The sequence below is a fragment of the Streptococcus tangpeifui genome (assembly GCF_011038795.1).
In the GTDB taxonomy this organism is placed as follows: Bacteria; Bacillota; Bacilli; order Lactobacillales; family Streptococcaceae; genus Streptococcus; species Streptococcus tangpeifui.
In genome coordinates this window covers 154,175-174,539 of the sequence record NZ_JAAKDU010000001.1, presented here as the reverse complement: position 1 = coordinate 174,539, position 20,365 = coordinate 154,175, and the positions used below count along the sequence as shown (strand labels likewise).

At 41.6% G+C, this 20,365-nt stretch carries 20 protein-coding genes; 3 read left to right on the top strand and 17 right to left on the bottom strand.

Going from position 1 to position 20,365, the window contains the following annotated elements; all coding sequences use genetic code 11:
- Window positions 1-96: 96 nt before the first annotated feature.
- On the top strand, window positions 97-549 hold the full coding sequence (locus G7Y32_RS00820) for a GyrI-like domain-containing protein (protein WP_277423841.1): 453 nt from the start codon (window positions 97-99) through the stop codon (window positions 547-549).
- 5 nt (window positions 550-554) lie between these two features.
- Here G7Y32_RS00820 and G7Y32_RS00815 read toward each other — a convergent pair whose 3' ends face one another.
- Complete coding sequence (locus G7Y32_RS00815; protein WP_165209286.1) at window positions 555-1,271, bottom strand: pseudouridine synthase; 717 nt, start codon at window positions 1,269-1,271, stop codon at window positions 555-557.
- Window positions 1,272-1,319: 48 nt separating this feature from the next.
- Window positions 1,320-2,021, bottom strand: coding sequence for a glucosamine-6-phosphate deaminase (gene nagB, locus G7Y32_RS00810; protein ID WP_165209283.1), 702 nt, complete (start codon window positions 2,019-2,021; stop codon window positions 1,320-1,322).
- 122 nt (window positions 2,022-2,143) lie between these two features.
- On the opposite strand from nagB, the gene queA reads away from it, so the two are divergent.
- Complete coding sequence (queA, locus tag G7Y32_RS00805) at window positions 2,144-3,172, top strand: tRNA preQ1(34) S-adenosylmethionine ribosyltransferase-isomerase QueA (RefSeq protein ID WP_165209280.1); 1,029 nt, start codon at window positions 2,144-2,146, stop codon at window positions 3,170-3,172.
- 478 nt (window positions 3,173-3,650) lie between these two features.
- On the opposite strand, the gene G7Y32_RS00800 is transcribed toward queA, so the two are convergent.
- From G7Y32_RS00800 to G7Y32_RS00755, 10 genes are all read right to left on the bottom strand, one after another.
- Entirely contained in the window at window positions 3,651-4,478 is an 828-nt protein-coding gene (locus G7Y32_RS00800; protein WP_165209277.1) for a hypothetical protein, read from the bottom strand.
- 270 nt (window positions 4,479-4,748) lie between these two features.
- On the bottom strand, window positions 4,749-5,795 hold the full coding sequence (locus G7Y32_RS00795; RefSeq protein ID WP_004229723.1) for a serine hydrolase: 1,047 nt from the start codon (window positions 5,793-5,795) through the stop codon (window positions 4,749-4,751).
- A 718-nt stretch (window positions 5,796-6,513) separates the two neighbouring features.
- Entirely contained in the window at window positions 6,514-7,122 is a 609-nt protein-coding gene (gene sodA, locus G7Y32_RS00790) for a superoxide dismutase SodA (RefSeq protein ID WP_165209274.1), read from the bottom strand.
- A 170-nt stretch (window positions 7,123-7,292) separates the two neighbouring features.
- Window positions 7,293-8,333, bottom strand: coding sequence for a DNA polymerase III subunit delta (gene holA, locus G7Y32_RS00785; protein ID WP_004228518.1), 1,041 nt, complete (start codon window positions 8,331-8,333; stop codon window positions 7,293-7,295).
- Between the two features lie 99 nt (window positions 8,334-8,432).
- Window positions 8,433-9,116, bottom strand: coding sequence for a DUF805 domain-containing protein (locus G7Y32_RS00780; protein WP_165209271.1), 684 nt, complete (start codon window positions 9,114-9,116; stop codon window positions 8,433-8,435).
- 533 nt (window positions 9,117-9,649) lie between these two features.
- Complete coding sequence (locus G7Y32_RS00775) at window positions 9,650-10,555, bottom strand: DUF805 domain-containing protein (RefSeq protein WP_165209268.1); 906 nt, start codon at window positions 10,553-10,555, stop codon at window positions 9,650-9,652.
- Window positions 10,556-10,694: 139 nt separating this feature from the next.
- Entirely contained in the window at window positions 10,695-12,926 is a 2,232-nt protein-coding gene (locus G7Y32_RS00770; protein WP_165209265.1) for a DNA internalization-related competence protein ComEC/Rec2, read from the bottom strand.
- On the bottom strand, window positions 12,923-13,573 hold the full coding sequence (locus G7Y32_RS00765) for a helix-hairpin-helix domain-containing protein (RefSeq protein WP_165209262.1): 651 nt from the start codon (window positions 13,571-13,573) through the stop codon (window positions 12,923-12,925). Before G7Y32_RS00765 ends, G7Y32_RS00770 begins: the two co-directional genes overlap by 4 nt.
- A 623-nt stretch (window positions 13,574-14,196) precedes the next feature.
- Window positions 14,197-14,937, bottom strand: a complete 741-nt coding sequence (locus G7Y32_RS00760) for a lysophospholipid acyltransferase family protein (RefSeq protein WP_165209259.1) — start codon at window positions 14,935-14,937, stop codon at window positions 14,197-14,199.
- A gap of 11 nt (window positions 14,938-14,948) precedes the next feature.
- The gene (locus G7Y32_RS00755) at window positions 14,949-15,878 is read right to left on the bottom strand and encodes a peptidase U32 family protein (RefSeq protein WP_165209256.1); all 930 of its coding nucleotides are present in this window, start codon (window positions 15,876-15,878) and stop codon (window positions 14,949-14,951) included.
- 204 nt (window positions 15,879-16,082) lie between these two features.
- On the opposite strand from G7Y32_RS00755, the gene G7Y32_RS00750 reads away from it, so the two are divergent.
- The gene (locus tag G7Y32_RS00750) at window positions 16,083-16,391 is read left to right on the top strand and encodes a DUF3270 family protein (protein ID WP_165209253.1); all 309 of its coding nucleotides are present in this window, start codon (window positions 16,083-16,085) and stop codon (window positions 16,389-16,391) included.
- Window positions 16,392-16,757: 366 nt separating this feature from the next.
- On the opposite strand, the gene G7Y32_RS00745 is transcribed toward G7Y32_RS00750, so the two are convergent.
- The 5 genes from G7Y32_RS00745 to hprK all read right to left on the bottom strand — a co-directional run bounded on the left by G7Y32_RS00745 (window position 16,758) and on the right by hprK (window position 20,365).
- Window positions 16,758-17,585: a DUF6612 family protein gene (locus G7Y32_RS00745; RefSeq protein ID WP_165209250.1), complete on the bottom strand. Its 828-nt coding sequence runs from the start codon at window positions 17,583-17,585 to the stop codon at window positions 16,758-16,760.
- Window positions 17,586-17,791: 206 nt separating this feature from the next.
- Window positions 17,792-18,220: a YtxH domain-containing protein gene (locus G7Y32_RS00740; protein WP_165209248.1), complete on the bottom strand. Its 429-nt coding sequence runs from the start codon at window positions 18,218-18,220 to the stop codon at window positions 17,792-17,794.
- Window positions 18,220-18,621, bottom strand: coding sequence for a DUF948 domain-containing protein (locus G7Y32_RS00735; RefSeq protein WP_165209246.1), 402 nt, complete (start codon window positions 18,619-18,621; stop codon window positions 18,220-18,222). Before G7Y32_RS00735 ends, G7Y32_RS00740 begins: the two co-directional genes overlap by 1 nt.
- A 17-nt stretch (window positions 18,622-18,638) precedes the next feature.
- Window positions 18,639-19,436, bottom strand: coding sequence for a prolipoprotein diacylglyceryl transferase (gene lgt / locus G7Y32_RS00730; RefSeq protein WP_165209244.1), 798 nt, complete (start codon window positions 19,434-19,436; stop codon window positions 18,639-18,641).
- Window positions 19,436-20,365, bottom strand: a complete 930-nt coding sequence (gene hprK / locus G7Y32_RS00725; protein WP_165209242.1) for an HPr(Ser) kinase/phosphatase — start codon at window positions 20,363-20,365, stop codon at window positions 19,436-19,438. Before hprK ends, lgt begins: the two co-directional genes overlap by 1 nt.

Here is a 20,365-nt window from a genome sequence, read left to right as displayed (position 1 = left end):
TATTGGTCTGTCAACTGATTTGAGAGTGTAGACTTGAAAATCATTTTAACTGGCAGTATACTATCAAACAAGTTGACTTAATATCATAAAAACGAGGTGGAACTATTGAAAATCGAATATATATCCAAAACACCGATTCTTTACATGAGAAGAGTCGGAGCTTACGGTGCAGAGAATCATCTGTTGATGGAAACATTTAAACAGGAACTTCGCAATCAACATCTTTTTCAAAATCCTACTATCCTTGGTATTGCACAAGATAATCCACTAACAACAAGTACTGAGCATTGCCGATACGATGTTTGTCTGATTCTGAATGATACAACAACCTCTGCTAAGTTCCCTTTAAAATATGGTGAATTTACTGGAGGCAAGTTTGCTGTCTTTCAGTTGGCTCATAATGTCCAAGCTGTTGCTGACTGGTACAGTGAATTAGATAAGTTGATTCAACTCTATCAGCTCACACCGAGACCTACTCCCATCATTGAGCGTTATCAGGATAAAATGATAAAAGCAGATTTATGTGAAATGCTGTTACCTATTGACTGAATGACTTAAACCAAATACCTTTTCAGCCCTTCTTTTTCCTGTTCTGTCAACTCCCGATAGGCTCCAACAGGTAAATCGCCTAATGCAAAGGGGCCAAAAGAGATACGTTTGAGATAGGTAACTTTAACACCATAGGCTAGGAACATTTTCTTGACCTGATGAAACTTACCTTCCGAAATGGTAATATAAGCTCTGCTGAGCTCTGAACTAGAGCTGATAATTTGTAGTTTAGCTGGCTTACAAACTCTACCCTCTAAAAAAGCGATGCCCTTGTCAAAAAAAGCAGGCGCATCAGAAAAAAGCTGGTCGTTAACCTCCACATAATAGGTTTTGTCCACGTGGTGCTTGGGATGGAGCAGGCGAAATCCTAAGGGACCGTTATTGGTAATCAGAACCAGCCCTTCCGTGTCACGATCCAGGCGGCCAACAGGGTAGAGACCCTCTTTGCGGTCACTGGGAGCAATGAGATCAATGACTGTCTGGTGCTGGGTATCCCTTACCGCTGAAACCACACCGCTGGGCTTATTGAGAATGTAATAAGTGTCTGGAGAATGACTGAGCTTTTGACCTGACACGGTAATGGTCTGCAGATTGGGAGCGACATTGAGGCTGTCAGAACGCGCTAACTGCCCATCCACGCGCACCTGCAGACTACGAATCAATTTCTTAACGTGATTCCTAGAGCCAAAACCCGCCTGACCTAATAGTTTGTCTAATCGCATACATTCATTGTAACACAAAAGAAGCTTAGGCAGCTCCTTACTTTTGTCTCATAACTCACTGGCAGCTTCTTGATCCAAAATAACGGTAACATCCGGATGTTCCTGCAGAACGCTGGCTGGCAGACTTGGTGTGACTGGTCCTTGAACCATACCAGCGATAGCTTGGGCTTTTTCTTTACCATAGGCAAAGAGGACGATAGACTTAGCCGACATAATAGAAGCAATCCCCATAGATATGGCCTGAGTTGGTACATCTTCTTTCTTGTCAAAGAAACGACTGTTGGCTTCGATGGTGCTTGGAGTCAAATCAACCACATGAGTCCCACTAGAAAAATCGGTTCCTGGTTCATTAAAACCAATATGCCCATTGCGGCCAATTCCCAAAATTTGGAAATCTATGCCATACCGAGCAATCGTATCATCATAGTCACGTGCAGCTTGATGCAAATCAGTCGCTTGACCATCAGGTAGAAAATGCTCCTTAACTGACTTGTACCGAAACAAATGGTCTTCCATAAAGTAGTGGTAAGACTGGGGATTTTCTTTTGGCAAGCCGACATACTCATCTAAATTAATAGAAGTCATCTGCGATAGGTCAAGATCACTGGCAGCTAACGCTTTGTAGAAAGCCTCTGGTGAACTCCCTGTCGCCAAGCCCAAAGTCTTAGCCCCCTGAGATAATTTTTTTCTTAAGATATCTAAGGCACAGTTTGCTCCCTCTGTTTGATTTTTTACGGTGATAATTTTCATGCTGGATACCCCCTGTTTTGGTCTATACCGATTATTATCTTCATTATATGGTATAGACCAATTTTTGTCAAGCGATTTTGTGATATAATAGGTCAGTATTAAACAAAATAAAGAGGAAAAAAGTGAATACACAAGATTTCGATTTTTATTTACCTGAGGAACTGATTGCTCAAACTCCTTTGGAAAAACGTGATAGCTCCAAACTCCTAGTCATCGATCACAAAACCCACACCATGGTAGATAGCCATTTTGATCACATTCTCGATGAGCTAAATCCAGGCGATGCCCTAGTCATGAACAACACTCGGGTTCTGCCTGCTCGCCTTCATGGGGAGAAGTCTGAAACCCATGGACATGTGGAATTTCTGCTGCTGAAAAATACTCAAGATGACCAATGGGAAGTCCTAGCAAAACCAGCTAAACGTCTGCATGTCGGGACCGAGATTAGCTTTGGCGATGGCCGCTTGACCGCTACTATTGTCCAAGAACTAGACCACGGTGGTCGGATTGTCGAATTTCACTATGATGGGATTTTCCTCGAAGTTCTCGAGAGTCTTGGTGAAATGCCCCTGCCGCCTTATATTCATGAAAAGTTAAAAGACCAAGAGCGCTATCAAACGGTCTATGCCAAGGAGAATGGCTCTGCTGCTGCTCCAACAGCCGGTCTGCACTTTACCCAAGAACTGTTAGAAAAAATTGAGGCCAAGGGGGTAAAACTGATCTACCTGACTCTCCATGTTGGTCTGGGCACCTTCCGACCTGTTTCTGTCGATAATATTGAAGACCATGAGATGCACTCAGAATTTTACCAGCTCTCCGAAGAAGCTGCACAGACTCTGCGTCAGGTCAAAGCTTCCGGCGGTCGTATCGTTGCTGTCGGGACTACCTCCATCCGGACCTTGGAAACTATCGGTAATAAGTTTAGTGGAGATATTCAGGCTGATTCTGGCTGGACCAATATCTTTATTAAGCCTGGTTACGAGTTTAAGATTGTCGATGCTTTCTCAACCAATTTCCACCTACCAAAATCGACCCTTGTTATGTTGGTCTCAGCCTTTGCCGGACGAGAATTTGTCCTCGAGGCTTATAAACACGCCGTTGATAACTACTACCGCTTTTTTAGCTTCGGTGATGCCATGTTCGTCAAATAAGTTAGCAAAATGCGATCAAACGATTTAAAAATTTAGAAAAGGGAGTGGAATCAACCCAAAAATTGAACATTTTTGCTCTCACCACTTCTTAACTTCTAAGTGGTGACCTGAAACTCTCTTCCCAGACCGTTTTTGACACTTGCTTTGCCAGCTTCATTTCCCGATTACAAAAGCCTTCCAAACCTTTTTAACCCACCCCCGCACAGCTCAAAAAGTCTGTGGAACCTTTTGAGCTTGGAAATAAAATGAACGATTGCCATCGCATTCGTTTAGTTTTCCCCTTTAGCCTTGTGGCAAAAGAAAGACCATCCAACAGTGGCTCATTGGTGCTAAAGCACTTAATGAACTGTGCAGAGGGTATAGAGAGTGGACGAAAAGTCTCTCGTATTTGCATCCGAAGGAACAAAACCGCTAGACTTGGACCAGCCTGCGTTTCCGTATTTTCAAGAGCATTTAAAAAGACCTCTCAAGGCCTTTTTTATTTCATCTTTTTCAGACTTCCCTTAGCTTTTTCAACCATAAAGAGAGAACTCTCTGCTTGTGATACATGCTTAAAGAGCTTCTTAGCTAGGGCCTTATCCCCAGCTAAGCGAGCATTTTCAGCTAAGAAGTAGTCACGCAGGACTTCTTCCAATTTATTGCTAGCTTGTATGTCCTCAAGGTCTTCCAAAGCTTCTCCTTTACAGACAACAGCTTCAATTAACGGAAGAAGTTGCTGGCTATAACGTTTTTGCACCTGTTCCATATCATTTTGTACGACCAAATTATGGATAGCTGCCAAACTAGCCTCTAGATCATAGTCTTCTTTGCCCAAAACCTTGTTGGCAAAATCAACAACATAATAGGTTAGCAGGAGCGGTGTCCGTTCCTTAGGAGATAACTGAGTTTTCACAGGATTGACCATTTCGATAAATTCAGCCGACTTATTAAAGTTGCCCCGTAAAAAAGCCAATTCTGCCTGACGGATAATGGTACGATCCCAATTAGTCTTGAGAGCAGCTTGCGATTCATAGCTCAGCATATCTTCATACTTGTCCAAGGCAAGATCCTCGGTCAAAATTTTCAAAGAATCGCGACGATAAATATTGTTTTCCCGCACATATTGAACAGCCAAAGCCAAGAGAGGTAAAAAACTTACCAAACTAAAGGCCGCTCCCATAATATTCTTGGGGTTCAAGAACCAATAAATCACAGACGCTACAAATAGCAGCAAGAAAAGTAAGAACCAATTGCGCACTACAGTTAAGTAGGTGTACATTCTATTCTTAATATCGTCTATTTGACCGTCACGGTATGATGTCAGCATAACTTCTCCTTTTTCTTAACAATTAAAACTAAAATATTGCCTTGGGTTTCTGAATTGCCTGAAAACAAAACCAGAATCCATTACTCGTCTTAAAATAGATCATATCTATGGCTAGTGAAACTTCAAAATTGCCTCTATTATATCACAATCTTTCCTAAGTTGAAAAAACTCTGAGGGACAAAGTAAGCTTACCTTTTCTACTAGACTTGCCACAAGATTAGCCAAGAGCAGTTTCTCTATGTCCCCCTAACTTAAGCAAGATGGGAGATTTCAATTCATATTGACCCGATGCCATTCATTGATGACATAGGTCAGCATAGCTAACTGATTATAACCGGCACCATTAATTTCTGAGCTACTCTCGGTTGAACCTCCTAAATAACGGGTGTAAATGGCAATCAAGTAAGGGCTATCTTCCATAACGATGGCATCAACATTGATGGCTTCACGAACATAACCTGGCTTTTGGTAGATAGTCAAATCATCTGGCAAATAAGTCTTATAATATTCGTCTGGGAAGGATTGGCCAAGATAATCCAACAAATCTTTATACTTATCCTGATATTTAAACAAATAGTCCAAAAGCTGAAGGTAATAAGAACTGGTTGTTTTATTGCCTTCGTATTGAAAGGCTGGCACATCAGGATTAGTGGATTTACCATAGCGGGTATATTGACTGTAGGCATTTTCCATACCGCCTAGTAAGCTGGCCAAGCCATAGGCAGGAGTGTTTTCTGAAACGACTAAAGAGCCATACTGCATCTCAGGGATAGTCATGCTACCGCCATAATTATTAACATAAGCATCGTGCTCTCCTTGATACTCATAGTCCAGATTTGTGATATCAACTTCTTGATCATAGGTAAATTTTCCTTCAGCAACCCCATCAACGACCAACATATTGAGTGGTAGCTTATAGGTTGAACCTGCTGTCATCAATTCGGCATCGTTCATGGAAAAAGTCTCATTGGTTCTTGTATTCCTATAAGAAAAGGCTACCTGAGACTGATCAATCCCTTGCTCAGCTAGAAAGGCATTAACGGTGTCGTTAAGACTCATATTGGCATAGTCATAGTATAGCCCCAACGAATTCATCCGCTCACTATCCGCCTCCATGACTGCCTGTTTCTCTTCAGCTGACTTGTTTCTTGGAGTCACCAACTCCTGAGGACTCTTCTTAGCCTGCCTCGAATCTCTCGTCTGGTGATGCTTCTGCTCTTGGGTTTCCTTCTGTCCTTGCTGCAAATAAAAACTGCCTAGGATACCTAGGACAATTGCAAGAATGATCGCTAAAACAACCGTAATTCTTTTTGACATAGTTTCTCCTCACTATTATTTTAAGGGAAAATTGATTTTTTGCAAGCACTATCCAAAATTTTTTAGAAATTGTATTCACAAGTTTAAATTCTTAGCATCAACTGGAAAAAGTCTGGGAAAAAAGTATTCCAGCCTTCTATTTTTGCAGTAATAACAGTTTGACGCAGTGGTTGGGAGAAAGACTTGTTGGCTCTGCCGACTTAGTCTTACCCCTGCACAGTTCATTAGGTGCTTTAGCCAGCACCAATGAACCACTGCTGATTGGAGGTCCTTATCTTGGGGTGCAGTCCCATTTTCAGGCGCCCCCTTAAACAGTCCACTGGACTGTTTAACGACTCCGCAAGTGTTAGCGGCCATCCTAATCAACTGTGCGGAGGTGGGACAACGAAGTCAATTTATATAAAAAATCGACTTCTGTCCCACTCTCAAAACAGATAGTTGCCGCCGTGGTAAAAAGACGATTGGCCCTATTTAAGTCAATAGTCGAGGGGATTTTCAAGACCCTAGGCTTGAAAATGAGCAATGAAACTCCGTTAGGAGGTCGCTTGCGTCCCTACCACATAAGGCTAACTGTCAAAAAAATGTAAATACAAGTTTTTAGATTAATAGCCACTGATGATGAGTCGTCTGACACTATTAGCAAAATAAGTGCGATCAAGCTAAAAGGCCACCCTCCAAACGAAGGATAGCCTAAGGCAATTTTTTTCTATAACCTCAATTATTTTGTAGCGGCAGCATAAAGTTCTGCTACCTTGTCCCAGTTGATGATTTCAAAGAAGGCTTTGATGTAATTAGGACGAACATTGCGATAGCTTAGGTAGTAAGCATGTTCCCAAACATCCAAAGCCAAGATTGGCTTTTTACCATCCATGATAGGAGTATCTTGATTGGCTGTTGAAGTCACTTCAAGTTTTCCTTCCTTATTGACAACCAACCAAGCCCAGCCTGAACCGAAGCGACCAGTTGCAGCTGCTGTAAAATCAGCTTTGAAGGCTTCGAACGAACCAAAGGCTTGTTCAATAGCAGCTGCCACTTCCTTGGTAATTTGAGTCTTTTCCGGTGACAGGAGTTCCCAGAAGAGAGCGTGGTTGAGATGACCGCCACCATTGTTAATCAAGGCTTGGCGAATATCAGCAGGAATCTTTTCCACATCTGACAAGAGTTCTTCAAGATCTTCTCCGATTTCAGGGTGCTTTTCCAGAGCTGCATTAGCATTAGCTACATAGGTCGCATGATGTTTATCGTGGTGAAGGGTCATAGTTTCAGCATCAATATAAGGTTCCAAAGCATCGTAAGCGTAAGGAAGTTCAGGTAATATAATAGCCATAAAGGTTACCTCTTTTCTGTTAATAGAGCTTGCCCCTAAAACAGGGCAAGGAAGAAGGAATAAAAGTCCTTAAACACTTACATTGTAAAGGAAAGGGATAGGGTTTTCAAGGATTTTGATTACTAGTTAGTATTGTTGAATTATCTGCTGCTAAATAGGCCCATCCAGCCTTATTTCTGCCTAGAACTAGCAATTTTCAAAAGGGCCACATCAAAGAGATAGGCCTTATCTAGCCTTCCCTGCTTGATTTGGTAATCTGTATTGATCAAGACTGTCATGACTTCTTTCAAGAATGATAAAGCTAGAGGACGGCTATCCCTAAGGGCAAATTTAACTTGGTAGGGATTGATTTTCCGCCCTAAGAGATCCGATAACTGGGCGACCATGGCTGATTCATTCTTGCCAGCCTGAGCGAGAATTTTAACTTGGGTAAAGAGACGAAATTGCCCCAACATAATGGCAATCAGTTTAATCTCATCTTCACCCTGTAGACGCAAATCCCTAACCAAATCACGGGCCTGATCAATCTTTCCCTGTAAAATATATTGGGTCAAATCAAAGAGATTATCCTGCAAGCTTTTAGGAATGGCTTGGTCAATATCAATCTGATCAACCTGACCACCAGCTTTATAAGCCTTAAGGAATGCTAGATTTTTCTGAATTTCGCTGAAATCAAAATTAGACTTAATCAAGAGTTGATCAAAAGCCCCCTTGGCAAAAACCAATCCTGCTTGATGAGCTAGCTTTTGAAAATGCGTTCGCAGTTCGGCTTCCTTGAGCTGACTCGCTTCAAAAATCTTAGCCTCCCGCTTAACTAACTTAACCAGTCGACGTTTTCCATCCAATTTCCCGGGTGCAAAGATAACCAGCCGCGTTGTTTCTACTGGATTGGTCAGGTAGGCTTCCAAACTCTTAGCTTCCTTATCATCTAAGTAAGACTTTTTGGCTGTTGTCAAATCCAAAAGATTATCAAAAATCACCACCTTCTCATCTGAGAAAAAAGGCAGACTTTCTAAATCCATCTGAGCATCAGCAAAGTTATTTTCTGAAAAATCAAAATAAGAATAGGTCAAATCACTGGGGTCAAAACCAATCCGTTCTAAAAAGAGTTGCTTGAGCTGGCTGTACTGCCCCAAGTCATCACCCGTTACTAGCGTAATCAAAGGAAGTTTTTCCTTGATTAAAGCATCAGCTTCTTCAATTGCAATCATATAGTCATTGTACCATAAAAGCCGTTTGGCTCTTTAAATAAAAAGTATAAAAAAACAGTTAGAAATTTCCTCCTAACTGCTGACGAATTTACCTTCTATCTATTGGAAGGGACTTCCGGTGTAATTTGATTCGGAACCAACTGCTGAATTTGACTCCTGAACAGGAGCAGCTGCGCTTTCTGAAAAGGCTGTTTGAACCGGCTGCTGAACAGTTGCTCCTTGCACCGGTTGTTGAGGGACTTGACCAGACATCTGCTGATTAGTAAAACCTGCTTGGCCTTGATTCATCAGCTGTTGGCCGCTTGGGTTTTGCCCTGGAAAGCCTTGCTGATAACCATTGTTAGAGCCAGTTTGGTTATAATAACCTTGATAATTGGTAAACATTGGCGCCTTGGTTGGCTGGCAAAGAAAAACTAAAAGGACAATATTCCCAATAGGAACAAAGGCAAGGAAAATCCAAGGCCAGTCATAGCCAGCATCACGCAAACGACGAATAATAATTGCAAGGTTTGGAACAAAATTTACAAGGACCCAAATCACAGCAATCACCCACATGAAAATTCCTAAGATTCCTAAGCCAACAGCACTAGAAGTGACGTCACCTGTACTATCATATTCTGCGACCATTCCTAAGCCGACAATCACAACGAGAAGAATAAAGTTCAAGCCAAAAATAGATGAAATAATAAAGTTCATCAAGGCAGGCCACCAAAAGCCTGGACGATCGGTGCGACCCGTAAAATCAGCATACTGTTTCCAATAATTTTTATACGCTTCTATCATAATAGACTCCTTTAATAAATTACAGTTATTTTACCCTAGTAGAAAGAGGCTGAACAAAAGCTTGCCCAGTATTAGTATTCCTCTTTTGAAATAAGCTCTTAGCGCAGTGATTGGAAGCAGGACTTATTGGCTAGGCCAAGAAGTCTTGCCCCCGCACAGTCCATTAGAGAGTGGGACAGAAGTCAATTTTTTATATCAATCGACTTCGTCATCCCACCTCCACACAGTTGATTAAGATAGCCGCTAACAATTGTGGAGATAAGGGGTTAGGACCTCAAATTAACCACTTGCGTCAAACTGTTATTACTGCAAAAAAGAAGGCTGGAATACTTTTCCCAGCCTCAATAAACCCACTGCTGGCTGGTTTTCCTTTGGCCACAAGGTCAAAACGGAAAGCCTAAACAAATGTGATGACCATCGTTCATCTTATTTCCAACCTCAAAGGGTCCCCACCTCAAACTTTTGAGCTGTACGGGGGGAGGATACGAACTCAAATTTTCAATTTTGGGGTTGATCCCACTCCCTAAGAAATTCTATTTATTGGTTTGCTCAAGAGGGACTTGACCGTCTTGAGGAGATGGATTGGATTGTGGATTCACCGGATTAGCAACTTGCCCTTGTGGGAAAACCTGTCCTTGCGGTGCTACCTGTCCTTGATTTGGAGCGGTTTGCTGGCCACCTGCGGCTTGACCATTGACAGGCATCCCTTGCTGCGGAACATTAGAAAATTGCGGATGAACAGCCCCTTGTCCCACAGCTGGTTGAGACGAAGTCGGCATTTGTCCTTGCGAAACAGCTGGCCCCTGCTGAGAAACTTGTGAATTCATAAAGCCAGACTGCTGAGGGGTAGCCGAAGCCTGCTGTGCTTGAATCATAGCTGGATTAGGCTGTTGAAAACCAGCCATTTGTTGAGGGACAGCTGATTGCTGAGGACCTGTTGTAAATTGATTGCCAAGGGGAGCGTAAAGAACATTCGCCTTTGGCTTTGGTTCACGGCTTGGAAAGGCCCAGAGAACAATGCTCGCAATCAGCAGGGCTGCCGCTAAGAACCAGCCGACCCATGGAATGAAGCTGAGAAGCAAGGCTGCTCCATACATAAAGATAAAGGCCCAATGGAAAGCTGCATCACGCAGACGACGGACACCGATAGACAGACTTGGCACCAAAATAGCTAATTCAAACAGTCCCCACAAGATAAGGATAGTCACCATCAGAGGTGAAATATCTGTCCAAATAGAAAGGCCGTCGGTTGAAAGGGCACTGTCTTCCATCAGCCTCATGCGCTGACCGAAAGGAATAATCAAATCCACCAAGACAATCAAATAAAAAGCTAGTCGAATCAAGTTATTAAAGAGAAAAGGCCACCAAAACTCTGAACGTTTGGTGCGTCCTTTAAAATCAATATAGTGTTTCCAAAAATTTGCATAAGCTGTAAACATGAGCAATCTCCTAAATAAATTTGGTATTTATTAGAATAGCACATTTTAGGCTGAAACACAAACTTAACAAGATCGTTTAAATCTGGGATAAAGTTTAGGTTAACAGGCCTTAACGGCGATATTTCACCCACCTTCACAATTAGCGGACAGTTTCAAGATGCCACTCCCACAACCCATGATAGGAAATTGCCCCTACTTGATCTGTCCGATAAACAGCCATATTCTGAGCCCTAAAGCGCTCTAAAGTTTCCTTATTAGGATGGCCATAACGATTATTTTTTCCTGCCGAAATCAAGGCTGTCTCTGGTTTTATCCCCATTAAAAAATCTGGACTGGATGACCCCTTAGAACCATGGTGACCAGCCTTTAGAATGTCAACACGGAGGTCAGGATAGGTTCGTAATAAATCTTCCTCCCCTTCTTTCTCAAGATCTCCAGTAAAGAGAAAATTCTTATTTAGCAAATGGCCATAGAGGACTAGAGAGTCATTATTGCCACCATCACCGATCGTTTTAGGATAGAGGACATGAAGCCAACTGCCCATAATGGCTAAATTGTCTCCTGCTTCCACCGTTCTCACCTTGACTTTCAGTGTCTTGAGCCTCCTGACAAAGGAAGGCCTGGTCAAACTTCCCCGACTAACCAAAACCTCACCAATTTTAAAGTGTCGAGCTACAGTTTCCAAGTCACCAATATGATCGGTGTCAGTATGCGTTAGGACCAGCTGATCTATCTTCCCCACGCCGCGGCTCTTGAGGTAAGGAACAACCGTCCTATCGGCATTACTATCTTCATTTCCCTTTTGCCAAGCCTCTTCCTGCCCGAAGGTTACTCGACCACCCGTATCGATTAAAATTGTCTTTCCCCAACTATCTCTCAAAAAAATACTGTCTCCCTGACCAACATCAAGAACGGTCACCTCATTGGTCAAAGGATGCTTAACCAGACAGACTAGAATCAAGAAAAGCACAATGAGCAGGCAGCGAATCTTCTTATGCATCCAATAGTCATAGAGAAAAGCCAATAAGACCAGCATAGTCAATAATATGGCCAAGCTAGGACTGCCGCAGACAGGCGGTCGGCCAATAAAATTATGAGTCCAGACGACCGTCTTCTCAAGCAAAATAAAAACAGGATTCGCCCAAGTCAGCTTGAGTAAAGGAGTTAGCAAAAAGGCTAAGCTCAAAAAAGGTAGGATAAGATAATCAAAAATAAGCGAAAAAATGAAGGTTAATACAATAGATAGTGGCTGGAAAACACCAAATAAATAGGCAAGTATAGGAAAAGCCCCTAAAGCCAAGCTCACCCCTTTGGCTAACGCAGCTGTACGTCTACTTAAGCCTTTAAAATCTACGACAGCTAGAATAAAAGCGTAGACAAAGCTAAGCAGACCGCCGGTTGTCAGCAGAAAATTTGGCCTTAGTAAAAACATACTAAACACACTAAAAGCTAGATTATCCAATCGCTGCAAGCCCAAATTTCTCCAGAAAGACTGAAGTAAACTCCTAAGAACTGATGGGGCATAACCTGTCATTCCTGCATAAAAGATAGAAAAGGGAACTTGAAGGATATCTACCCAGTCTCGTCTCACTTCTAAGCGTAAGAGAAATTTTCGGTAAAATCCAATAAAAAAATCAACCTGCATGCCCGATAGAGCAAAAAGATGAATAATACCAAGGCCAGTGTAGATATCTCTCATCTCAGAAAAATCCTTTCCCAGATATCCAAAAAGGAGCCCAGTCATGTAGTGGTTCATAGGACTCGGAAAGTTCTGCTGGCAATTAACCAGAGCCTGCCGTCTTAGAATATGCAGGTGATCAAGTAAGGAAAGTCGTTTAGCTGGTTCCAAAGACTTAATTTTTTCAATAGCTACCAGTCGATAAATTCGCTCGTGTTTGAGATAGGCCCGATAGTTAAAACCATGGAAATTTCGCTGTGGTTGAGCCTTTATTAGTTTAGCCGAGACTACCAAATCAAGCTCAACTGTCACATTTTGATAAAACTGCTTTTCTTCCGGTGTTTTCAGGCGGTAAAAAACCTGGTAGATTCGTCCTTGACTTCTGGCCCGAAAACTGAGCTGATCGCCATTAACAGAGATAGTATCTGGAATCATTCTTAATTCTTGAAGCTGACTCGGAGCAGATCTATCATCATAATTTCCTTTAGCTTGATAGGCAAAAAATACCAGACCAAACACTAATAATATCAGTAAAACCTGAACACTTGTTTTTAAGCCATGATGACGCCAAAGCTGAAAGAGTGTAAAAGCCAAAATCACTCCAACCAACCAATAGTAAGAGTAAATAAAATAAGTTAGCAAAACTAGCAAAAAAGCCAAGTAAATTGGCCTGATTGGGACATACTTAGTCATACGGTCACCTCAGGAGCAATTTTTTCGTAGGTCTTATCACCGATGCCAGAGATATTTTTTAACTCTTCTACAGACTTAAAGCCACCGTGCTCCTCCCGATAATCAATAATATCTTGGGCTCGCTTCTCTCCAATCCCTGAAAGAGTTTGGAGCTCTTCCTTACTGGCTGTATTAAGATTAATCTTGGCTTGACTGCTGGCTGATGTCCCTGCCTGAGTGCCAGATGAAGAACTCGTGTCTATAACTTCATCAACATCTTCACCATCAGCGGCGACGTAAACCACTGCTTGGTCTTCCAACTTTTGCGCCAGATTAACCGATTTCTTATTAGCATTAGCCGCTAAACCACCAGCCTTCTGGATAGCATCTGTCACTCGACTGCCAGCTGGCAATTCATAAACTCCTTCATTTTTAACTGCTCCTTTGACATCAACCACAATAGTAGCTGATTTTTCAGCCGTCGATAATGATGAATTGCTTCTACTGACTTGGCTAGTCTTGGAAATTTGAGGAAAATCCGATTGACTTCTGGAAGATTTTTGGTGAGCCAAACTAGCAAACAACGCTAAACTAAGAATAAGTACCACAACAGCAAGCCCTGCCGCTAGTTTATTTTCTTTAATTTTTTCAATCCATTCTTCAATCATAGACTTCCCCCGCTAATAATAGCCAATAACAAAATCATTCCTAACAAGACAAGAACAGCTAATAGATAAATTGTTTCTGCTTTCATAAAACCTCTTACCTATTTATCCGAAAATAAAAAATGAGAGCGGGGCAAAAATCAGTAAATCGTGATAAAATCACAACTTTGATTTTCCTCGCTCTCCTATTTTAAGGCTCAGGCCTCTGCCACTTTCTTATTTTTAGGTGGTAAGCTTTGGCAGTCTATCCCCAGACTGTCAAAGTCCACTGGAGCATTTCAATTCCACCTCCGCACAGCTCCAAAGGTCCGGGGAACCTTTGGAGGTTGGAGATAAGATGAACAAAGTTCATCACATTAGTACAGGCTGGCCACTCTCATTTGTTACGAAAGGAATAAGGACTGCCAATCAGCAGTGGTTCATTGGTACTAAAGCACCTAATGAACTGTGCAGGGGAAAGACTTCTTGGCAGAGCCAACAAATCTTTCTCCAACCACTGCGCCTAGTCAATAAAATTGACCAAATAAATAAGGCTGAGAACTTTTGTCTCAACCTCTTACAAAATAATTTATGCTAACAAGAATATAAACTAAGTAATTAAGCCCCACTAGTTCCCAATACAAAGCTTATTTGAGATGTTTTTCTGGTGTCCAAACAAAGCTGGCCACATAACTGAAAGCCATGGTCAAAAGAACCAGAATCAGAGCAACAATGCCCAGCGGAATCCGATAAATATAGGTCAGCGGATTGAGCTTTTTATGGTTATTGTAAGTTTCATTTTGTTCATCTAACTGATCAAAAGCATCATGAACCCGTTTAGCCACCATCTCTATACCTTCATCATTGAGACGTTTGATATCCGACACGTCAATCGGTTGACCAAAGTTCATGTCAATCCTTTCTCCCTTTAGAAGGCCAGAAAATTTTCTTGGACCACCATAAACAACCGGCTGAATCTTAACCTTAGCCATCTTGGCGATGACTGCCACACCGCCCTTAACATCTGTTGAATGCCGGCTTCCACTTGGAAACATAATCAAAGAGCGATGGCTTTTCTTCAACATCCTGACAGGATACTTGATAGCCTCCTGGCTGGGATTATCCCGGTCAATGGGGAAAGAACCACACATCCGAATCCACCAGCCAAAGATGCGATTATTAAAAAGCTCCTTCTTAGCCATAAAAATGAATTGCTTAGGCTTGGTGGCAAAGGCTAGATAGATAGGATCCCACCAAGTCCTGTGAGGAGCAACTAAAATATAGTTTTCCTTGATATCTAGGAGATTTTCCTGATTGTGGTAATGGGCATTACCATTGACGACCCAAACTAGGAAAGAAACCAGCCAACGTAAATAAGCATAAAACATGAATGAACCTCCTACTTAACTAAGTCTGGATCAAATTCATAAAAACCAGTATCTAAATTCCGATTGGCAGGATGGAGTTTACGAATTTCTTCATCGAAGAGGAAGGCTTGGTCGGTCGACCATTGGCCAACTTCTAACAAATCACGCGCCCTAGTAAAACACTCAGCAATTCTAGTAAAATTTTCACCTGGGCAATAGATACCATCCAGTTTCCAGTGATAGTAGCCATGCTCGACCAAATCAGACAACTTAGTCATCAAATCAAGATCATTGTTGGCGAAGATGTGAGTCCCATGATTATCTTCATAGATAGAATAATGGGAATCCTTATCGCTAGGTTCAGCTAAAAAGAGATCTCTCTGCCGAGTCTTCTCATCATCAATATGGGTGAAGTTATAATAATTTTGTAGGAGGGGACGCTTGGAATGGTGGATAACGCTCGCTCCATAAACCAATATTTCTGCTAGAATTTCTAGATTCTCCGACATTTTAAAGAGCTCAGCTGACGGAATTTCTCTAGCTAAAACAGCTTCTGAAACACCTGCTGTTTTACCCCAGAAATTAACTTGACGACTAGAAGTCACCATAGTCGACGCATCATAAATCAACTTAAAAGGCCGATTGTCTCGCTGACAGATATAGATAACGCCAGCATCTCCAACCGTGATATAATCAGCTCCGATTTCCTCTAAGAAATCCAGATACTCAGGCAGAGCATCCATCATTCCCTGATGCATGAGAGCATTAACAGCGACGGTCAATTCCTTACCAGCCTCATGAACCAACTGGGCAATCTTCTTTAAATCCTTGTCTGAAAAAGTCTTAGGCAGGCGAAGACCAAAGGCCTTATCCCCTACATAAATTCGATCAACACCAATTTTTAACAGAGCTTCAACCTGTTCTAGGCTCTCTGCTGTTGCAGTAATAATAATTTTATCCATAGCTTTATTATTATATCAAATTTTCATAGAAAATCTGAAACGATTTAAAAGGTCTAAAACATCTGTGCACAACATTTTCGCATTAAAGCAAGAGTCTATAGAGCAGCCCCTCGCTAAATCTTCATGACAATTTTAATAATTTATGATAGAATACTACCTAAGTAACAAAGTTTACCCCACTACTCCAGTGGAAAGGAGAATGCTATGGCAGCCCAACGCCAACACGATTTTGATTATTATGATAATCAGGAATCACAAAATCAAACCAATCAAGCTAATCAATCACAACAAAAATATCAAGAATTTTACCAAGTCGATACGCAGAGTGCTAAATTGCGGGAATTACTTTTCTTTGCCCGCATCGCTCTCTTTTGTATCTCATCTGTCCTCCTAAGCTTCCTATTCCTCACGATGGGTTGGGGAACAGTCGTTTCCTTTAGCCTAGCTATTTTACTGGGAATTGCTATTACATCAACAGTCTCGACTTTTGTCCTTTCAATGAAGAAAAAATAAGAGTTTAAAACAGACTGATTTGAGTGCTGCACTCTTATCTACAGAATACTATCATCTTCCTTTGTAGATGACATATAAAAAATTTGATCATAACATTAAAAACGAACAAAGTTAGATTTCGAAGTCTCTAACTTTGTCCGTTTTTTTAATTTTTCCTATCAAGAAATAGAACTAAGAACCATAATTCTAAAATGAAAATTATTTTCTATATCCTAATCTTCAGAGATGACAACTGTTTGTAGTTAAGAACAAAGCCATCATAGCCGTCTGTCCCACTCCCTTCGCTCTAAAATAACGACAGCAGAGGCACTTATCTAAGAAAAAATTAGGCTACTGAATAACAGGAATTTTAAACTGATTTCACAGTTAGTTTAGATCAGAAAATTCCTGACTGTCATCACTTGTATCGCCCGCATCATCATTACTATCATAGGTAATAGCATCACTGACATTATCAGGGGCTTCAAACTTAGAATCGCTAATCTTATTCCATTTTGAATACTTAGACTCAACCTTCATAGATAGCCGGTTAGCGCGTACCTTACTTACCATTTTAAGTTTAAAAGATTTCAGACGAAAATTCTCCTTATCAAAACTGACTTCAAATGTTTTCTTCATACTTGACTGGCTATCACCTGTCAAATACATGTTTAACTCATCTTCAAATAGAGACACCAAGTCCACATTTTGACTTTTGAGAACCAGAGTGTAGTTAGTTCCGTCATCCTTAAGCTTGAGATCATCTTTCATGGAATAAACAATATCGAGGAAATCAAAGTAATCTGGATCAACATTGTAACCATCAATGCTTTTGAGACTCCAAGGAGCATCTCGACTGCCCCTTGAGTAGATATCACCGCCTCCTGGCATTTTAAAGGCTTGATACTCTTCTGAGCCATCCTGCTTCGTAGAAATAAAGCCATTAGCTCTCTCCACATCACCAGCCTGATCACCATAGTCAAGATCAGCCTCCATTTTCTGGTTTTTTCTCTCACCAAGAGAAGTCGTGCTCAAATCCATGTCAAAGTGAACAGTCTCAACCTTCTTGTTAGCTGCTTTGGCCTTTTTTATCAGCTGACTGACAGTCATTCTAGCTTGAGTGTTTTTTAACTTATCCGTTACCTTACTGTGGCAGGCACCTAAAACTAAAAGACTCGTAAAAATGAGAACTGTAATTTTTATAAACTTTTTCATCAGCCCTTCCTCCTTTTCAATTTATAAACTCCCCACTAAATACAGTCTAACATAAGCAGTAAGCCTTTTCATTAATAATTACTAACTCTTAACAAAATCAAAAAGAATCAAAATCTTAACAGTTTTCTCATTTTATCTACATTTGCGAATATCCAAGAAAATAAAAAGCCAGATAGGCTAAACATTATGCCACATCTGACTTCAATCTAATTCTCTTGACTAGTTTCATCGGACTCAGGATAGTCAATCACGATGTCATCCACCTCAGCCTGTGTGTCTGACGATGATTCTGATTTAGCCTTGACAAACTTATCACGAAAGGCCACAACTTGGTCATTGGCAAATTCAGATGCCTGAGTTGCCTTTTCCTTAGCTACGTCAAGTACATCTTCCTTGGTCAATTCACCTGTTTCAAACTTTTCTTTATAATCATTGAAAGTGTTGACGGCCCAATTCTTATATTGATTAGCCTTCTTCTTAACAGCTTGATTATAAGTCTCAGGATTGTCCTTATAGCCGTTAGCAAAATCTACAGCCTTCTCCTTTATTTCTTGCCCTTTCTTAGTCGTTAAGAAATAACCAACCGCTGCTCCGACAGCTGCGCTAGAAACTATAGTTTTTAAAAATTTTCCCATTATTCTTCCCCTTTCTTTCTACTCTTAAATAGCTTGCTGGCAAAACGCAGGGCCGTCGCAACTGTCCCCGCTTTAGCAGCATTAGAACCAGCATTGCTTGCCTTTTTGCCTAAAACACGAGCTTGGCTATTGAGATCAGAGACACTGAGTGAGAGATCAGCAACCGCATCAAAGAGCGGATCAATCGTAGCCACCTTACCATTAATATCATCCACCAAAACATTAGCTTTAGCAATCAAGTCATTAGTTTGGTGCAAAGTGACATCCACATCTGCTGTCAGAACTGTCAGTGTCCTTTTCGTTTCGTCGACCGCTCCAGCTACCTTGTGCAAGACGATAGCCAAATAGATGACCAAAGCAACAAAAGCCAAAGCGATAATTAACATTGCATATCCTACCATGTTTTACTCCTACTAATTTAATTCTTATTTTGTTGATAATCGGGTTGCCGTCCCTTGGTTCGACCGTAATAGGTCATGACCAGTCCAAAGATCACCAGAATCAGAGACAGCCATTGAGATACTCGCAATCCTCCCAACATCAGACTATCTGTTCGCATACCTTCAATGACAAAGCGACCGCAGCCATACCAGATGAAATAGAACCAGGCAACTTCCCCACGTTTTAAAAGTCCTGAACGATGCCTTACACTCATAATCAGAGCGAAGCCAAACAGGTTCCAGAGAGATTCATATAAGAAGGTGGGTACCCGATAGCTGCCATCAATATACATCTGATGCTGAATGAACTTGGGCAAATAATTCAGATGGGCGACTGCCCTTCCATAAGCTTCTTGGTTGAAAAAATTCCCCCAACGGCCAAAACTCTGGGCCAGCATGACTCCAGGAGCAGCAATATCCAAAAAATCATAGGCATTGATTTTCCGTTTCCAAGAGAAAATCAGCATAACTAGAGCTCCTGCTATCAGAGCACCATAGATGGCAATACCGCCATTCCAAGTTGCCAGAAGCTCATTCAGATGGTTCTGATAATACTTCCATTCAAAAGCGACATAGTAGAGGCGCGCTCCTAAAATGGAGATAGGGAAAGCAATTAGGATAAAATCAAGGACATCATCCGAGGTCATTCCCTTACGAGGTGCCTCCCGTATGGCCAACCAGACCGCTAAAACCATGCCTGTTACAATACAGATACTGTACCAACGAATCGCTATAGGACCAAATTGAAAAACGATTGGATCAATAACAGCTGCCATCAGTCAGCACCATTTTCTGTGATCAGATTGGTTAGGCGGTCCTCAAAAGTCTTAGTCGCATCAAATCCCATCTGTTTTGCCCGATGATTCATGGCTGCCGCTTCGATGACAACTGAAACATTTCGACCGGTTTTAACGGGAATCCGAATTCGAGGGATTTTAACCCCCTGCAATTCGACTTCTTCATTACCATTACCCAGACGATCAAATTCCTTGCCTTGCTCAAAGTTTTCCAGATAAATAGAAAGCTGAACCTGAGAAGAATTTCGGACAGCACTGGCTCCGTAGAGGCTCATGACATCAATAATACCAACACCGCGAATCTCTAGCAAGTGACGTAAAATCTCAGCTGGTTCTCCCCAGAGGGTTTCTTCGTCTTTAGCATAGATGTCAACACGGTCATCCGCAACCAAACGGTGACCACGCTTAACCAGTTCTAGACCAGTTTCACTCTTACCAATACCAGAATCTCCTTGAATCAGGACACCCATGCCATAGATATCAATCAACACACCGTGAACACTGGTTCGCTCTGCTAAACAAGAATTGAGGTACCAAGAGATTTCACCAGAAACACTAGAAGTTGCTTGGTGAGCCTGAAAAATCGGAGTATCACCTTCCTTGGCTGCCCGAATCATTTCCTCAGGAATCTCCAAGTCCCGCGCAACAATTAGAGCCGGCGTTTCAGACTTGAACATGGCTTTGAGCACCGAATAGCGATTATGAGGGGTCATGGTCATCATATAGGACCATTCCTTCATCCCCATGAGCTGAACTCGCTCAGGGGAATAATAATCAAAATAGCCAGCCAACTCCAGTCCGGGCCTAGAAATATCAGAGGTGATAATTTCCTTTTTTAAAAGTTCTGGTCTGGAATAAACTGGCTCTAACTTAACCTTCTTAGCCAGCATCTCAACAGTAACTGCCAT

Bases quoted from the DNA above. Each gene is read 5' to 3' on its own strand.
- G7Y32_RS00740 (WP_165209248.1), bottom strand. From the start codon at position 18,220: ATGGGAAAATTTTTAAAAACTATAGTTTCTAGCGCAGCTGTCGGAGCA.
- lgt (WP_165209244.1), bottom strand. From the start codon at position 19,436: ATGGCAGCTGTTATTGATCCAATCGTTTTTCAATTTGGTCCTATAGCG.
- G7Y32_RS00760 (WP_165209259.1), bottom strand. From the start codon at position 14,937: ATGTTTTATGCTTATTTACGTTGGCTGGTTTCTTTCCTAGTTTGGGTC.
- G7Y32_RS00795 (WP_004229723.1), bottom strand. From the start codon at position 5,795: ATGTCAAAAAGAATTACGGTTGTTTTAGCGATCATTCTTGCAATTGTC.
- G7Y32_RS00770 (WP_165209265.1), bottom strand. From the start codon at position 12,926: ATGACTAAGTATGTCCCAATCAGGCCAATTTACTTGGCTTTTTTGCTA.
- holA (WP_004228518.1), bottom strand. From the start codon at position 8,333: ATGATTGCAATTGAAGAAGCTGATGCTTTAATCAAGGAAAAACTTCCT.
- G7Y32_RS00815 (WP_165209286.1), bottom strand. From the start codon at position 1,271: ATGCGATTAGACAAACTATTAGGTCAGGCGGGTTTTGGCTCTAGGAAT.
- G7Y32_RS00750 (WP_165209253.1), top strand. From the start codon at position 16,083: ATGGCAGCCCAACGCCAACACGATTTTGATTATTATGATAATCAGGAA.
- G7Y32_RS00775 (WP_165209268.1), bottom strand. From the start codon at position 10,555: ATGTTTACAGCTTATGCAAATTTTTGGAAACACTATATTGATTTTAAA.
- hprK (WP_165209242.1), bottom strand. From the start codon at position 20,365: ATGGCAGTTACTGTTGAGATGCTGGCTAAGAAGGTTAAGTTAGAGCCA.
- G7Y32_RS00735 (WP_165209246.1), bottom strand. From the start codon at position 18,621: ATGGTAGGATATGCAATGTTAATTATCGCTTTGGCTTTTGTTGCTTTG.
- G7Y32_RS00745 (WP_165209250.1), bottom strand. From the start codon at position 17,585: ATGAAAAAGTTTATAAAAATTACAGTTCTCATTTTTACGAGTCTTTTA.
- nagB (WP_165209283.1), bottom strand. From the start codon at position 2,021: ATGAAAATTATCACCGTAAAAAATCAAACAGAGGGAGCAAACTGTGCC.
- G7Y32_RS00800 (WP_165209277.1), bottom strand. From the start codon at position 4,478: ATGCTGACATCATACCGTGACGGTCAAATAGACGATATTAAGAATAGA.
- G7Y32_RS00780 (WP_165209271.1), bottom strand. From the start codon at position 9,116: ATGATAGAAGCGTATAAAAATTATTGGAAACAGTATGCTGATTTTACG.
- sodA (WP_165209274.1), bottom strand. From the start codon at position 7,122: ATGGCTATTATATTACCTGAACTTCCTTACGCTTACGATGCTTTGGAA.
- G7Y32_RS00765 (WP_165209262.1), bottom strand. From the start codon at position 13,573: ATGATTGAAGAATGGATTGAAAAAATTAAAGAAAATAAACTAGCGGCA.
- G7Y32_RS00755 (WP_165209256.1), bottom strand. From the start codon at position 15,878: ATGGATAAAATTATTATTACTGCAACAGCAGAGAGCCTAGAACAGGTT.